We start from the raw sequence: 14,840 nt of genomic DNA, 5'->3' as shown, positions 1-14,840 counted from the left end.
GGGCTGCTTCGCAGCCCATCGCCGGCAAGCGCGGCTCCCACAGAGACCGCAGGATAGGCCGGCCCTAGAAATTCGCAGGCATAAAAAAAGGGCGACCCGAGGGTCGCCCTTTTTTACCGATCAAACAGAACTCAGTTCTGTTTGGCCATTGCTTCGCGCAGCAGCGCAGCCATGGTGGTGTCGGCAGCCGCTTCCGGAGCGTTTTTCAGGCTCTGGATGGCTTCGCGCTCTTCAGCGTCGTCTTTCGATTTGATCGACAGGCTGATAACGCGGGACTTGCGGTCAACGCTGATGATCTTGGCTTCGATCTCTTCGCCTTCCTTCAGAACGTTACGCGCGTCTTCAACGCGGTCACGGCTGATTTCGGAAGCTTTCAGAGTAGCTTCGATGTCGTCGGCCAGAGTGACGATGGCGCCTTTGGCGTCAACTTCTTTCACGATGCCACGGACGATAGCGCCCTTGTCATTGACAGCAACGAAGTTGGAGAACGGATCGTCTTCCAGCTGCTTGATGCCCAGGGAGATGCGCTCGCGCTCTGGGTCGACCGACAGGATGACGGTTTCCAGCTCGTCGCCCTTCTTGAAACGACGTACGGCTTCTTCGCCGGTTTCGTTCCAGGAGATGTCGGACAGGTGAACCAGGCCGTCGATGCCGCCGTCCAGACCGATGAAGATACCGAAGTCGGTGATCGACTTGATGGTACCGGTGATCTTGTCACCCTTGTTGAACTGGCCGGAGAAGTCTTCCCATGGGTTGGACTTGCACTGCTTGATGCCCAGGGAGATACGACGACGCTCTTCGTCGATGTCCAGAACCATGACTTCCACTTCGTCGCCAACCTGAACGACTTTCGACGGGTGGATGTTCTTGTTGGTCCAGTCCATTTCGGAAACGTGTACCAGACCTTCAACGCCTTCTTCCAGCTCAGCGAAGCAGCCGTAGTCGGTGAGGTTGGTAACGCGCGCTTGTACGCGGGTACCTTCTGGGTAACGGGCAGTGATAGCTACCCACGGATCTTCGCCCATCTGCTTCAGACCCAGCGAAACGCGGTTACGCTCACGGTCGAACTTCAGAACGCGTACGTCGACTTCGTCGCCAACGTTAACGATTTCCGACGGGTGCTTGATGCGCTTCCAGGCCATGTCGGTGATGTGCAGCAGGCCGTCGATGCCGCCCAGGTCCACGAATGCGCCGTAGTCGGTGAGGTTCTTGACGATACCTTTGACTTGCTGGCCTTCCTGCAGGGTTTCCAGCAGGGCTTCGCGCTCGGCGGAGTTCTCGGCTTCCAGCACGCTGCGACGGGAAACGACAACGTTGTTGCGCTTCTGGTCCAGCTTGATGACCTTGAATTCCAGCTCTTTGCCTTCCAGGTGGGTGGTGTCGCGCACAGGGCGGACATCAACCAGGGAGCCCGGCAGGAACGCACGGATGCCGTTAACGTCGACAGTGAAGCCGCCTTTAACCTTACCGTTGATAACGCCCTTGACCACTTCTTCGGCGGCGAAAGCTGCTTCCAGAACAATCCAGCACTCGGCGCGCTTGGCTTTTTCACGGGACAGTTTGGTTTCGCCAAAGCCGTCTTCGACCGCGTCCAGCGCAACGTGAACTTCGTCACCGACCTTGATGGTCAGCTCGCCAGCTTCGTTGTAGAACTGCTCGAGCGGGATGACGCCCTCGGACTTCAGGCCAGCGTGTACGGTAACCCAGTCGCCGTCGATGTCGACAACGATACCGGTGATGATCGCACCCGGCTGAAGATTGAGGGTTTTCAGGCTTTCTTCAAAGAGTTCTGCAAAGCTTTCGCTCATTTTAATTCCTGTAGATTCGGGCGAAACAGACGCCCATCGCCACATTCCAGACAATGTGGGTTTGTTTTAAGTAAAGGAAAGCCGGCAGGACGTTGACTGGTGCACCTGCCTGCTTTCCTGGCTATCAGGCAATGTCGCGTAATGCGATCTCGCTTCTGATACGTTGCAGCACCTGCTCGATGGACAACTCGGTAGAGTCCAACTGAATGGCATCGGCCGCTGGTCTCAGCGGGGCCACTGCGCGTTGGGTGTCGCGCTCATCACGCGCACGAATCTCATCCAGCAGACTCGACAGACTAACATCTTCACCCTTGCCCTTCAACTGCAGGTAACGGCGACGAGCACGTTCTTCTGCACTGGCAGTAAGGAAGACCTTCAACGGCGCGTCCGGGAACACCACGGTGCCCATGTCGCGGCCGTCGGCGATCAGGCCGGGCAGTTCACGGAAAGCGCGCTGACGCTGAAGCAGCGCATCGCGCACCGCAGGCAGTGAGGCGACCATGGAGGCACCGGCACCGACGGTTTCGGTGCGGATCACCTGGCTGACGTCCTCGCCTTCAAGGATCGTCTGCTGAAGCTTACCGGGCTCGGCCGCAATGAACTGCACATCCAGATGGGCGGCAAGCTTGGTCAGCAGCTCTTCATTGGTCAGGTCGACGCCGTGGTTGCTGGCGTTGAACGCCAGCAGGCGGTACAGCGCACCGGAATCGAGCAGCCGCCAGCCCAGCTCGCGTGCCAGCAGCCCGGCAACCGTGCCCTTGCCAGAGCCACTTGGCCCGTCGATGGTGATGATGGGTGCTTGCGAACTCACGACTTACCCTCTTCTGCCACGCGAATGCCGACTTCTGCGCACAGCGCCAGGAAGTTGGGGAACGAGGTGGCGACGTTGGCGCAGTCATGGATGCGGATCGGCGCGCTGGCACGCAGCGAGGCGACGCTGAAGGCCATGGCGATGCGGTGATCACCGTGGCCATGCACTTCGCCGCCGCCCAGCTGGCCGCCGTCGATGATGATGCCGTCCGGGGTAGGCTCGCACTTGATACCCAGGGTGATCAGGCCATCGGCCATGACCTGGATGCGGTCGGACTCCTTCACCCGCAGCTCCTCGGCACCACGCAGCACGGTGCGGCCTTCGGCGCAGGCGGCAGCGACGAACAGCACCGGGAACTCGTCGATGGCCAGCGGCACCAGGTTCTCAGGGATGTCGATACCCTTCAGCCTGGCACCGCGCACGCGCAGGTCGGCGACCGGCTCGCCACCCACTTCACGCTGGTTTTCCAGGGTGATGTCGCCGCCCATCAGGCGCAGGATGTCGATTACACCGGTACGGGTCGGGTTGATGCCGACATGCTCCAGTACCAGCTCGGAGCCTTCGGCAATGGACGCCGCCACCAGGAAGAACGCCGCCGAGGAAATGTCGGCCGGTACTTCGATGCGGGTTGCAGTCAGCTTGCCACCGGATTGCAGCGAGGCAACCGGCCCATTGCTTTCGACCGGGTAACCGAAGCCGCGCAGCATGCGCTCGGTGTGGTCGCGGGTAGGCGCAGGCTCGGTGACGGTGGTCTTGCCTTCGGCATACAGGCCGGCCAGCAGCAGGCAGGATTTGACCTGGGCACTGGCCATCGGCAGCGTGTAGGTCAGCCCCTTGAGCGTGTGGCCACCGCGGATGGTCAGCGGCGGACGGCCTTCAGGGCCAGTCTCGACCACCGCACCCATTTCGCGCAGCGGGTTGGCCACACGGTTCATCGGGCGCTTGGACAGCGAGGCGTCGCCGGTCATGGTCACGTCGAACGACTGGCCGGCCAGCAGGCCCGACAGCAGGCGCATCGACGTGCCGGAGTTACCCACGTATAGCGGGCCGGGTGGTGGCTTGAGGCCGTGCAGGCCGACACCGTGAATGGTCACGCGACCATGGCTGGGGCCTTCGATGACCACACCCATGTCACGAAATGCCTGCAGGGTCGCCAGTGCATCCTCACCTTCGAGGAAACCCTCGACCTCGGTGGTGCCTTCGGCCAGCGAGCCGAGCATGATCGAGCGGTGGGAAATCGACTTGTCGCCCGGTACACGGATGCGTCCGGACAGGCGGCCACCTGGTTGGGCCAGGAAAATCAGATCGTTGGCGTTCATAGCGTCCACATAGGCCCGGCGGGCCAGGATTTTACTGAAATGCTCGCGGGCCACCCGAGCGCGGGTGAATACACCCAGCAGCTGGTGCCCGTCCCCTTCAGCGATCGCGTCGCGCAAGGCGTCGAGATCACTGCGATATGTATCAAGCGTGCGCAGCACAGCGTCGCGGTTGGCAAGAAAGATGTCATGCCACATGGTCGGGTCGCTACCAGCGATCCTCGTGAAATCGCGGAAGCCCCCCGCAGCGTACCGGAAGATCTCGAGGTTTTCATCGCGCTTGGCAAGCGAATCGACCAGGCCAAAGGCCAGCAGGTGCGGCAGGTGGCTAGTGGCGGCCAGCACTTCGTCATGGCGCTCGACCGGCATGTGCTCGACGTCTGCGTCCAGCGCACGCCACAGGCGGTCGACCAGGGCCAGCGCGGCTGGGTCGGTTTCTGCCAACGGCGTGAGGATGACCTTGTGACGGCGGAACAGCGCGGCGTTGGAGGCCTCCACCCCGCTCTGCTCGGAACCGGCGATGGGGTGGCCCGGGACGAAGCGCGGCAGGCGCGCACCGAAGACGGCGCGCGCTTCACGCACCACGTTGCCCTTGGCGCTGCCGACGTCGGTAATGATGGCAGCGCCAAGGTCCAGCTGCGCCAGGCGCGTCAGGAGCTTTTCCATGGCCAGGATCGGCACCGCCAACTGGATAACGTCGGCGCCCATACAAGCGGCGGCGAGGTCTTCTTCGCAGCGGTCGACCACGCCCAGGGCCACGGCCTGCTTGCGCGAGGGGGCATCCAGATCGACACCGACCACTTCGCGGCACAGGCCGCTTTCACGCAGGCCCTTGGCGAACGAGCCACCGATCAGGCCGAGGCCGACCACGACCAGCCGGTTGATGATTGGCGCGGGTTTGGTTTTTGCTGCTTTTACCACTGGTGCGAACCCTGTTCAGAAATCTAGACAGCCTGTTAGGGCCATTGGGGCTGCTTTGCAGCCCATCGCCGGCAAGCCAGCTCCTACAGGGACCGTGCAAACCTGAAAGTTGCCCGGCCCCTGCGAGGCCACTGGGACACTGCAAACCTGCGAGCTTGCGCTGTACTTGTGGGGGCTGGCTTGCCGGCGATGGGCCGCAGAGCGGCCCCATTGGCCTTGAATCAAAGCACCGCCTTCGGATACGAGCCCAGCACCTTCAGCGCCACAGCCTCCTGGCTGATCTGCTCGAGCACCGCCTTGATCAGTGGGTCGCGGTGGTGGCCGACGAAGTCGATGAAGAACACGTAGGTCCACTTGCCGCTGCGCGAGGGGCGGGTCTCGATGCGGGTCAGGTCGATGCCGTTCTGGTGGAACGGCACCAGCAGCTCGTGCAACGCACCCGGCTTGTTGCTCATCGAAACAATGATCGAGGTCTTGTCGTCGCCGGTCGGCGGCACTTCCTGGCTGCCGATCATCAGGAAGCGCGTGGAGTTGTCCGGGCGGTCTTCAATCTTCTCGGCCAGGCGGGTCAGGCCATACAGGCTGGCCGCCATGTCACCGGCGATCGCCGCCGAATTCCACTCGCCCTTGACCCGTTTGGCGGCCTCGGCGTTGCTCGACACTGCCACGCGCTCCACGTTCGGGTAGTGCGCGTCCAGCCACTTGCGGCACTGGGCCAGCGACTGGGCGTGGGAGTAGATGCGGGTGATGCTGTCGGTCTTGGTGTTCTCGCCCACCAGCAGGTGGTGGTGAATACGCAGCTCGACTTCGCCGCAAATCACCATGTCGTGCTCGAGGAAGCTGTCCAGGGTGTGGCTGACCGCACCTTCGGTAGAGTTTTCCACCGGCACCACACCGAAGTTGACGGCACCGGCCGCCACTTCACGGAACACTTCGTCGATGGCAGCCATCGGCCGGCTGATTACCGCATGGCCGAAGTGCTTCATGGCCGCTGCCTGGGTGAAAGTACCTTCAGGGCCCAGGTAGGCGATTTTCAGCGGCTGCTCCAGGGCCAGGCACGACGACATGATTTCGCGGAACAGCCGCGCCATCTCTTCGTTGCCCAGCGGGCCCTTGTTGCGTTCCATCACGCGCTTGAGCACGGCGGCTTCACGCTCGGGGCGGTAGAAAACCGGCTTTTCGCCAGCTGGCAGCGAGGCAGTCTTGACCCGCGCCACTTCTTCGGCGCAACGGGCGCGGTCACTGATCAGCTCGAGAATCTTCTCGTCAAGGCTGTCGATGCGCACGCGCAGCGCCTTGAGTTCCTGTTCGGACATCAGCCGTGCTCCTTCTCGAATTCGGCCATGTAGCCAACCAAGGCTTCCACAGCCTCGAGGCCCAAGGCGTTGTAGATGGAAGCGCGCATGCCGCCCACCGAGCGGTGGCCCTTGAGGTTGAGCAGGCCGCGGGCATCGGCGCCAGCGAGGAAGGCCTTGTCCAGGCGCTCGTCAGCCAGGCGGAACGGCACGTTCATCCACGAACGGGCGTTGACGCTGATCGGGTTGGTGTAGAAATCGCTGTTGTCGATGAAGCCGTACAGGCGCTCTTTCTTGGCGCGGTTGCGCTGCTCCATGGCGTCGACGCCACCCTGCTCTTTCAGCCACTCGAAGACCAGGCCCGAGAGGTACCAGGAGTAGGTAGCCGGGGTGTTGTACATCGAACCGTTGTCGGCCGAGACCTTGTAGTCGAGCATGGTCGGGCAGCTGCTGCGGGCGCGACCCAGCAGGTCTTCACGCACGATCACCACCACCAGGCCGCTCGGGCCGATGTTTTTCTGGGCACCGGCGTAGATCAGACCGAACTGTGACACGTCGATCGGGCGCGAGAGGATATCGGACGACATGTCGACCACCAGCGGCACGTCACCGGTCTGCGGCACCCAGTCGAACTGCAGGCCACCGATGGTTTCGTTGGACGCATAGTGCACGTAGGCCGCATTGCTGGTCAGGTTCCACTCGTTCTGGCCCGGGATGGCCAGGTAGTCGAACGGCTTGGCGCTGGCGGCGACATTGACGTTGCCGAAGCGGCGCGCTTCCTCGATGGCCTTCTTCGACCAGATGCCGGTCTCGATGTAGTCGGCGGTGCCGTTTTCCGGCAGCAGGTTCAGCGGGATTTCGGCGAATTGCTGGCTGGCGCCGCCCTGCAGGAACAGCACCTTGTAGTTGGAGGGGACGGACAGCAGGTCACGCAGGTCCTGCTCGGCCTTTTCGGCGATGGCCACGTAATCGTCGCTGCGATGGCTCATCTCCATCACCGACAAGCCCTTGCCGTGCCAGTCCAGCATCTCGGCCTGGGCGCGCTGCAAGACAGCGTCAGGAAGCGCGGCAGGGCCTGCGCAGAAGTTAAAGGCTCGTTTGCTCACATCCACTCTCGCTCTGCCAAATGGTACAAATTCTAAATTCAGTGCTGACCCGATGAATCTGTGTCACCTGCCATGGGCCTGCCCTGCAGGCCATCGCCGGCAAGCCAGCTCCCACAGGGAACGCACAAACTTCAGGCTGGCGCCTTACCTGTGGGAGCCTGGCTTGCCGGCGATGGGCCGTACAGCGGCCCCAAAGGCCTACTGTCATCAGTCAAACGGGGCGACCTTGGTCGCCCCGTTCGGGTTTTACGCTTGCTTATTCCTGCGGGGCCTCTTCGGCACCAGCAGCTTCATCGTCGGGCGCATCGGCCTCGACGCCCTCCTCGTCGTTCTCGATCACATCATCGAGCTCTTCCTCGGATGGCTCCTGGATACGCTCCAGACCTACCAGCGTCTCGTCGGTCGCCAGCTTGATCAGGGTCACGCCCTGGGTGTTGCGGCTGAGGCTGGACACCTCGCCAACCCGGGTACGCACCAGCGTGCCCTGGTCGGAGATCAGCATGATCTCTTCGCCTTCCTGCACCTGGATGGCACCGACCAGCAGGCCGTTGCGCCCTTTGGTACCCATGGCGATCACGCCCTGGCCACCACGGCCGCGACGCGGGAACTTGGACAGCGGGGTGCGCTTGCCAAAGCCACGCTCGGAGGCGGTAAGGATCTGCGCGCCGGACTCGGGGATCAGCATGGAGATGATCTGCTGCCCCTTGCCCAGCTTCATGCCGCGCACGCCACGGGCGGTACGGCCCATTTCGCGCACCACGCTTTCAGCGAAGCGGATCACCTTGCCGGCGTCGGAGAACATCATGACTTCCTTGGCACCGTCGGTGATGGCCGCAGCAATCAGGGTGTCACCTTCTTTAAGCTTCAGGGCGATCAGGCCGTTGGAGCGCGGGCGGGCGAACTGCACCAGCGGGGTCTTCTTGACGGTGCCGGAGGCAGTGGCCATGAAGATATACGCGCCGGTCGGCTCTGCCACCCACTCCGGGGTATCGCCTTCTTCTTCGTCGACTTCTTCAGGCTCTACCAGCTCACCTTCGAGCACGGTGTCATCGGCGTCTTCCAGTTCTTCGTCGAGGTCGGCGTTCTGCTGCAGGGCCTCGAGGTCGATCTGCAGCATGGCGGTGATGCGCTCACCCTCCTCCAGCGGCAGCAGGTTGACCAGCGGGCGACCACGGGCAGCACGCGACGCTTCCGGGATTTCGTAGGTCTTCTTCCAGTACACCTTGCCCTTGCTGGAGAACAGCAACAGGGTGGCGTGGCTGTTGGCGACCAGCAAATGCTCGATGTAGTCCTCGTCCTTCACACCGGTCGCCGACTTGCCCTTGCCGCCACGGCGCTGAGCCTGGTAGGCCGACAATGGTTGGGTCTTGGCATAGCCACCGTGGGAGATGGTCACCACGCGCTCTTCTTCCGGGATCATGTCGCCGTAGTTGAGGTCGTGGCTGGCATTGAGGATTTCAGTGCGACGCACATCGCCGTACTCGGCGCGGATCGCTTCCAGCTCTTCGCGGATCACTTCCATCAGGCGCTCGGCGCTGCTGAGGATGCGGATCAGCTCGCCGATCTGCTCGAGGATTTCCTGGTACTCGGCCAGCAGCTTCTCGTGCTCCAGGCCGGTCAGGCGGTGCAGGCGCAGGTCGAGGATGGCCTGGGCCTGTTCCGGCGACAGGTAATACTTGCCTTCGCGCAGGCCGTACTGCTCCGGCAGGTCTTCAGGGCGGCAGGAATCGGCGCCGGCGCGCTCGACCATGACCTGCACGGCACTGGATTCCCACGGCGTGGTGATCAGCGCTTCCTTGGCCTCGGACGGCGTCGGCGAAGCCTTGATCAGGGCGATGACCGGGTCGATGTTGGACAGCGCGACCGCCTGGCCTTCAAGGATATGGCCGCGTTCGCGGGCCTTGCGCAGCTCGAACACGGTACGCCGGGTCACCACTTCACGGCGGTGACGGACGAACGCTTCAAGCAGGTCCTTGAGGTTGAGCAGGCGCGGACGACCGTCGATCAGGGCCACCACGTTGATGCCGAACACGCTCTGCAGCTGGGTTTGCTGGTAGAGGTTGTTGAGCACCACCTCGGGCACCTCGCCGCGACGCAGCTCGATGACGATGCGCATGCCGTCCTTGTCGGACTCGTCACGCAGCTCGGTGATGCCTTCGATCTTCTTCTCTTTGACCAGCTCGGCGATCTTTTCGATCAGGCGCGCCTTGTTCAGCTGGTACGGCAGCTCGGTAATCACGATCTGCTGGCGGCCACCGACCTTGTCGATGTCTTCGATTTCGGAGCGGGCGCGCATGTAGATGCGGCCCCGGCCGGTGCGATAGGCCTCGATGATGCCCTGGCGACCGTTGATGATGCCGGCAGTCGGGAAGTCTGGCCCGGGGATGAACTGCATCAGCTCATCGATGGTGACTTCCGGGTTGTCGATCAGCGCAAGGCAGCCGTCGATGACCTCACCGAGGTTGTGTGGCGGGATGTTGGTCGCCATGCCCACGGCGATACCGCTGGAGCCGTTGACCAGCAGGTTCGGGATACGGGTCGGCATGACCGCCGGGATCTGCTCGGTGCCGTCGTAGTTGGGCACCCAGTCGACGGTTTCCTTGTGCAGGTCGGCCAGCAGCTCGTGGGCCAGCTTGGTCATGCGCACTTCGGTGTATCGCATGGCCGCAGCGTTGTCGCCGTCCACCGAACCGAAGTTGCCCTGGCCGTCGACCAGCAGGTAACGCAGCGAGAACGGCTGGGCCATACGCACGATGGTGTCGTAGACCGCAGTGTCGCCGTGCGGGTGGTACTTACCGATCACGTCACCGACCACACGGGCGGATTTCTTGTACGGTTTGTTCCAGTCGTTGCCCAGTTCGCTCATCGCATAGAGAACGCGACGATGCACGGGCTTCAAGCCGTCACGTGCATCGGGCAGCGCTCGCCCGACAATCACGCTCATCGCGTAGTCGAGGTAAGACTGTCTCAGTTCGTCTTCGATATTGACCGGGAGGATTTCTTTGGCCAGTTCGCCCATGAGAAGCCTGATTCCTTTTTCTGGTGAAACTTCGCAGCTCCATCAAGGGCCGAACGAAGCTCGCCGCCGCAGCGTATAAGCGTGCGACGACTTACGACAAATCAATGAGTTGTGCCATGGATCTGCGCAATGAAGGCCGCCGTGATGGGCGGTCTTGGAAACTGCCGGATGTTACCACAAAGGCGGGGCAGTGGGGAGATGTGGCGGGTAGCAAGAAGTGGGTTTGAATCTTGATTTTTTGTTGCCTGTGCCCCCGCGAAGAGGCCGGCACAATTATCAATGCAACCGCTTGCGACACATCAACTGCGCCAGCTTGGCCGTATCCGGACGCTCGACAATCCCGCGCTCGGTCACAATTACATCGATCAGGTCAGCCGGGGTCACATCGAATACCGGGTTGAACACTTCGACATCCGGCGCCACCCGGGTACCGGCATAGTCCAGCAACTCATCGGCCTCACGCTCTTCCAGCGGAATCTCCTCGCCAGTAGCCAGGTTGAGGTCGATGCTGGTGCTCGGCGCGACCACCATGAACCGCACCCCATGGTGCATGGCACTGACCGCCAGCTGGTAGGTGCCGATCTTGCTGGCCACATCGCCGTTTGCGGCAATGCAGTCCGCCCCCACCACCACCCAGGTAATGCCCTTGCTCTTCATCAGGTGAGCCAGCGCCGAGTCGGCGCACAAGGTCACCGGGATGCCTTCGTTGGCCAGCTCCCAGGCGGTCAGCCGCGAGCCTTGCAGCCACGGACGGGTCTCGCCGGCATATACCCGCTCGACCATGCCTTCCAGATAGCCCGCGCGAATCACCCCCAACGCGGTGCCGAAACCGCCACTGGCCAGGGCACCGGCGTTGCCGTAGGTGAGCAGGGCCTGGGCATTGCCCTGGTGCCGGCGGATCAGCTCGATGCCGTACTGCGCCATCGTCAGGTTGGCTTCACGGTCGCTTTCATGAATGGCCACGGCTTCGGCCTCCAGCGCCCGCAGCACGTCTTCGCCCTGGCGCAGCCGCAGCAGGCGCTCGCGCATGCGGTTCAGCGCCCAGAACAGGTTGGCGGCGGTGGGGCGCGCCTCGGCCAGGCTGAGGAAGTCTTCTTCGAGGTCCATTTCCCAGTCACCGCCCTCGGCCAGCCGCTCTTCCAGCGCCAGTACCAGGCCGTAGGCTGCGGCAACGCCGATGGCCGAGGCGCCGCGCACCGCCATGTCGCGGATGGCTGCGGCCACCTGCGCGACATTGTCGCAGGCCAGCCAGCGCTCCTCGGACGGCAACAGGCGCTGGTCGAGCAGGTGCAGGACGCCGCCCTGCCAGCGGATCCCGGTCACCTTCTCCGCCGCCAAAAGTCGCTCGCGCATCGCCTCTCCCCGTCGTTCGGATATCAAAAGCCGGCGATTATAGCGACCCTCGGCCCTGAGCGCTCGGGTATACTCCTGCGCAATTTTGCGAAGTTTCAGAGGACTGTTCAATGAGCAACGTCGACCGCGCCGAAATCGCCAAGTTCGAAGCGCTGGCCCACCGCTGGTGGGACCGCGAAAGCGAGTTCAAGCCGCTGCACGAAATCAACCCGCTGCGCGTCAACTGGATCGATGAACGCGCCAGCCTGGCCGGCAAGAAAGTGCTGGACGTGGGTTGCGGCGGCGGCATCCTCAGCGAAGCGATGGCCCTGCGCGGCGCCACGGTGACCGGTATCGACATGGGCGAGGCGCCCCTGGCCGTGGCCCAGCTGCACCAGCTGGAATCGGGCGTGCAGGTGGACTACCGGCAGATCACCGCCGAAGCCCTGGCCGAAGAAATGCCCGAACAGTTCGACGTGGTCACCTGCCTGGAAATGCTCGAGCACGTGCCCGACCCGTCTTCGGTGATTCGCGCCTGCTACCGCATGGTCAAGCCCGGCGGCCAGGTGTTCTTCTCCACCATCAACCGCAACCCCAAGGCCTACCTGCTGGCCATCGTCGGCGCCGAGTACATCCTCAAGATGCTGCCCCGCGGTACCCACGACTTCAAGAAGTTCATCCGCCCGTCCGAGCTGGGCGCGTGGAGCCGCGATGCCGGCCTGCAGGTGAAGGACATCATCGGTCTCACCTACAACCCGCTGACCAAGCACTACAAGCTGGCCAGCGACGTTGACGTCAACTACATGATCCAGACCCTGCGCGAGGAATGAGCATGCGTTTGCGAGCAGTACTCTTCGACATGGACGGCACCTTGCTCGACACGGCGCCGGACTTCATCGCCATTTGCCAGGCCATGCTCGCCGAACGCGGCTTGCCGGCCATTGACGACCAGCGCATCCGCGACGTGATTTCCGGGGGCGCCCGTGCCATGGTCGCCGCCACCTTTGCCATGGACCCGGAGGCAGAAGGCTTCGAGGCCCTGCGCCTGGAGTTTCTGGAGCGCTACCAGCGCGACTGCGCGGTGCACAGCAAACTGTACGACGGCATGGCCGAGCTGCTGGGCGACATCGAGAAGGGCAACCTGCTGTGGGGCGTGGTCACCAACAAGCCGGTGCGCTTCGCCGAGCCGATCATGCAGCAACTGGGCCTGGCCGAGCGCTCGGCGCTGCTGATCTGCCCGGACCACGTGAAAAACAGCAAGCCCGACCCCGAGCCACTGATCCTGGCCTGCGCCACCCTGGGCCTGGACCCGGCCAGCGTGTTGTTCGTCGGTGACGACCTGCGCGACATCGAGTCTGGCCGCGATGCCGGCACCCGCACGGCGGCCGTGCGCTACGGCTATATTCATCCAGAGGACAACCCCAACAACTGGGGTGCCGACGTGGTGGTGGACCACCCGCTGGACCTGCGCAAAGTGATCGACAGCGCGCTGTGCGGCTGCTGAACCCCGCCTGGACCGCAGCACAGTCCCCGTGGGAGCGGTGCTGCGCCAACGAACACGAAGGACAGAACCATGTTCGACTACACCGCCCGCCCCGACCTGCTGCAAGGCCGGGTCATCCTGGTTACCGGTGCCGGCCGCGGCATTGGCGCCGCTGCTGCCAAGGCCTACGCCGCGCTGGGCGCCACTGTGCTGCTGCTGGGCAAGACCGAGGCCAACCTGAACGAGGTGTATGACCAGATCGAAGCCGCCGGGCATCCGCAGCCGGTGGTGATCCCGTTCAACCTGGAAACCGCCCTGCCCCATCAGTACGACGAGCTGGCCGTGATGATCGAGGACCAGTTCGGCCGCCTCGACGGCCTGCTCAACAACGCCTCGATCATCGGCCCGCGCACGCCGCTGGAGCAGCTGTCGGGTGAAAACTTCATGCGGGTGATGCACATCAACGTCGATGCCACCTTCATGCTCACCAGCACCCTGTTGCCGCTGCTGAAACTGTCGGAAGACGCCTCGGTGGTGTTCACCAGCAGCAGCGTCGGGCGCAAGGGGCGGGCTTACTGGGGCGCCTACGGGGTGTCGAAGTTCGCCACCGAAGGCCTGATGCAGACCCTGGCCGATGAACTGGAGGGTGTGGCGCCGGTGCGCTCCAACAGCATCAACCCGGGCGCCACGCGCACGGCGATGCGGGCCCAGGCTTACCCCAGCGAAAACCCGCAGAACAACCCGCTGCCCGAAGAGATCATGCCGGTGTATGTATACCTGATGGGGCCGGACAGCAAGGCGGTGAATGGGCAGGCGCTGAACGCCCAGTAAAGCTTTTGCCTGTCCGGCCCCTATCGCCGGCAAGCCAGCTCCCACAGGATCACCTCAAGCCAGGGCAATGCGGGACCCCTGTAGGATCTGGCTTGCCGGCGATGGGGCCGGCACAGACGAACGGTCAGCCCGCCGCCAACGCCGGGCGCATACGCCCCTGCTGGCGCCCTTCCAGCTGCATGCACCGCTCCAGGAACAGGTACATGCAGTCATAACTCTTGCAAATCGCCCGGCGTAGCTCGGTTCGCAAGCCCAGGGTCGGGTTCTCGCCAGCCAGGGTACAGATGATCTCCAGCGCCTCCCACGGGTGCGCATCATCGTACTGGGCGTGCATCTTCAGCCACTTCATCGCCCGCTTGCGCTGATCCTCCGGGAACCCCTGCGCATAGGTATCGGTAGAGCACACCACCGCCGACCATTCGCCGGTCGCACCTTCGATGGCATAGTTGGTGGCCGCCATGGAAATGGCCAGGTTCTCGGTAGCGCACACGCGCCAGCACCAGTCGTTCAAGCCGTTCAGCTCGGGCGGCACTTCCTGCGCCTGCAACTCGTGCAGGTGCACGCCGTGGGCCTGGCACCAGTTCACCCAGTAGTCGGCGTGGTTGAGCTCGACACGGATGTTGCGCATCAACCAGCGCCGCGCCATGTCTTCGCCCTGATGCCGGCCGTAGCGGGTCTTGGTCAGGTTATGGGCCATGTACAGCGAGAACTGCTCTACCACCGGCCAGCCACCGATCAGGTACTGGCGGATGGTCGACTGCTTCAGCTGGCCATCGCGAAGGCGCGTGTAGAACTCATGCTCGACCACCCGGCGCTTGCTTTCTCGGCAGTCTTCAATCAGTTGCTGGGCCCATTGGGGGTAGCTGGCGGGGTCCATCAAAGGCCCGATACGGATGAATGCATCAATCACTTTCAGCT

At 63.2% G+C, this 14,840-nt stretch carries 11 protein-coding genes; 3 read left to right on the top strand and 8 right to left on the bottom strand.

The genetic code is table 11. The features are described 5' to 3' along the window. Window positions 1–131: 131 nt before the first annotated feature. From rpsA to mtnA, 7 genes are all read right to left on the bottom strand, one after another. Entirely contained in the window at window positions 132–1,808 is a 1,677-nt protein-coding gene (gene rpsA / locus AC5O5I_RS06335) for a 30S ribosomal protein S1 (protein WP_172230678.1), read from the bottom strand. A gap of 124 nt (window positions 1,809–1,932) precedes the next feature. Next, window positions 1,933–2,619 (bottom strand): (d)CMP kinase, encoded by a 687-nt coding sequence (cmk, locus tag AC5O5I_RS06330; RefSeq protein WP_494512229.1) that lies wholly within the window; start codon window positions 2,617–2,619, stop codon window positions 1,933–1,935. After that, window positions 2,616–4,823, bottom strand: coding sequence for a bifunctional prephenate dehydrogenase/3-phosphoshikimate 1-carboxyvinyltransferase (locus AC5O5I_RS06325; protein ID WP_372242460.1), 2,208 nt, complete (start codon window positions 4,821–4,823; stop codon window positions 2,616–2,618). The genes cmk and AC5O5I_RS06325 overlap by 4 nt, the downstream gene beginning before the upstream one ends. Window positions 4,824–5,077: 254 nt before the next feature. Continuing rightward, complete coding sequence (gene pheA / locus AC5O5I_RS06320; RefSeq protein ID WP_494512228.1) at window positions 5,078–6,172, bottom strand: prephenate dehydratase; 1,095 nt, start codon at window positions 6,170–6,172, stop codon at window positions 5,078–5,080. Further along, a complete protein-coding gene (gene serC, locus AC5O5I_RS06315) occupies window positions 6,172–7,257 on the bottom strand; it encodes a 3-phosphoserine/phosphohydroxythreonine transaminase (protein WP_172232397.1) in 1,086 nt (361 codons plus the stop codon). Before serC ends, pheA begins: the two co-directional genes overlap by 1 nt. Before the next feature lie 256 nt (window positions 7,258–7,513). Continuing rightward, window positions 7,514–10,276, bottom strand: coding sequence for a DNA gyrase subunit A (gyrA, locus tag AC5O5I_RS06310; RefSeq protein WP_172286133.1), 2,763 nt, complete (start codon window positions 10,274–10,276; stop codon window positions 7,514–7,516). A gap of 276 nt (window positions 10,277–10,552) precedes the next feature. Continuing rightward, on the bottom strand, window positions 10,553–11,629 hold the full coding sequence (gene mtnA, locus AC5O5I_RS06305; protein WP_172232536.1) for an S-methyl-5-thioribose-1-phosphate isomerase: 1,077 nt from the start codon (window positions 11,627–11,629) through the stop codon (window positions 10,553–10,555). Window positions 11,630–11,739: 110 nt separating this feature from the next. Here mtnA and ubiG point away from each other — a divergent pair, with 110 nt between their 5' ends. From ubiG to AC5O5I_RS06290, 3 genes are all read left to right on the top strand, one after another. Continuing rightward, entirely contained in the window at window positions 11,740–12,438 is a 699-nt protein-coding gene (ubiG, locus tag AC5O5I_RS06300; protein WP_172233371.1) for a bifunctional 2-polyprenyl-6-hydroxyphenol methylase/3-demethylubiquinol 3-O-methyltransferase UbiG, read from the top strand. A 2-nt stretch (window positions 12,439–12,440) separates the two neighbouring features. After that, window positions 12,441–13,112, top strand: a complete 672-nt coding sequence (mupP, locus tag AC5O5I_RS06295; protein WP_494512227.1) for an N-acetylmuramic acid 6-phosphate phosphatase MupP — start codon at window positions 12,441–12,443, stop codon at window positions 13,110–13,112. Between the two features lie 69 nt (window positions 13,113–13,181). Beyond that, window positions 13,182–13,922, top strand: a complete 741-nt coding sequence (locus tag AC5O5I_RS06290; protein WP_172286132.1) for a YciK family oxidoreductase — start codon at window positions 13,182–13,184, stop codon at window positions 13,920–13,922. A gap of 124 nt (window positions 13,923–14,046) precedes the next feature. Here the strand turns inward: AC5O5I_RS06290 and AC5O5I_RS06285 are convergent, their stop codons facing one another. Then, a complete protein-coding gene (locus AC5O5I_RS06285) occupies window positions 14,047–14,832 on the bottom strand; it encodes an iron-containing redox enzyme family protein (protein ID WP_172223449.1) in 786 nt (261 codons plus the stop codon). Between the last annotated feature and the right edge of the window lie 8 nt (window positions 14,833–14,840).

The sequence above is a fragment of the Pseudomonas sp. 9_2_1 genome (genome assembly GCF_059295275.1).
The sequence above is the reverse complement of the archived record's forward strand: the minus strand, read 5'-3'. Positions and strand labels throughout refer to the sequence as shown.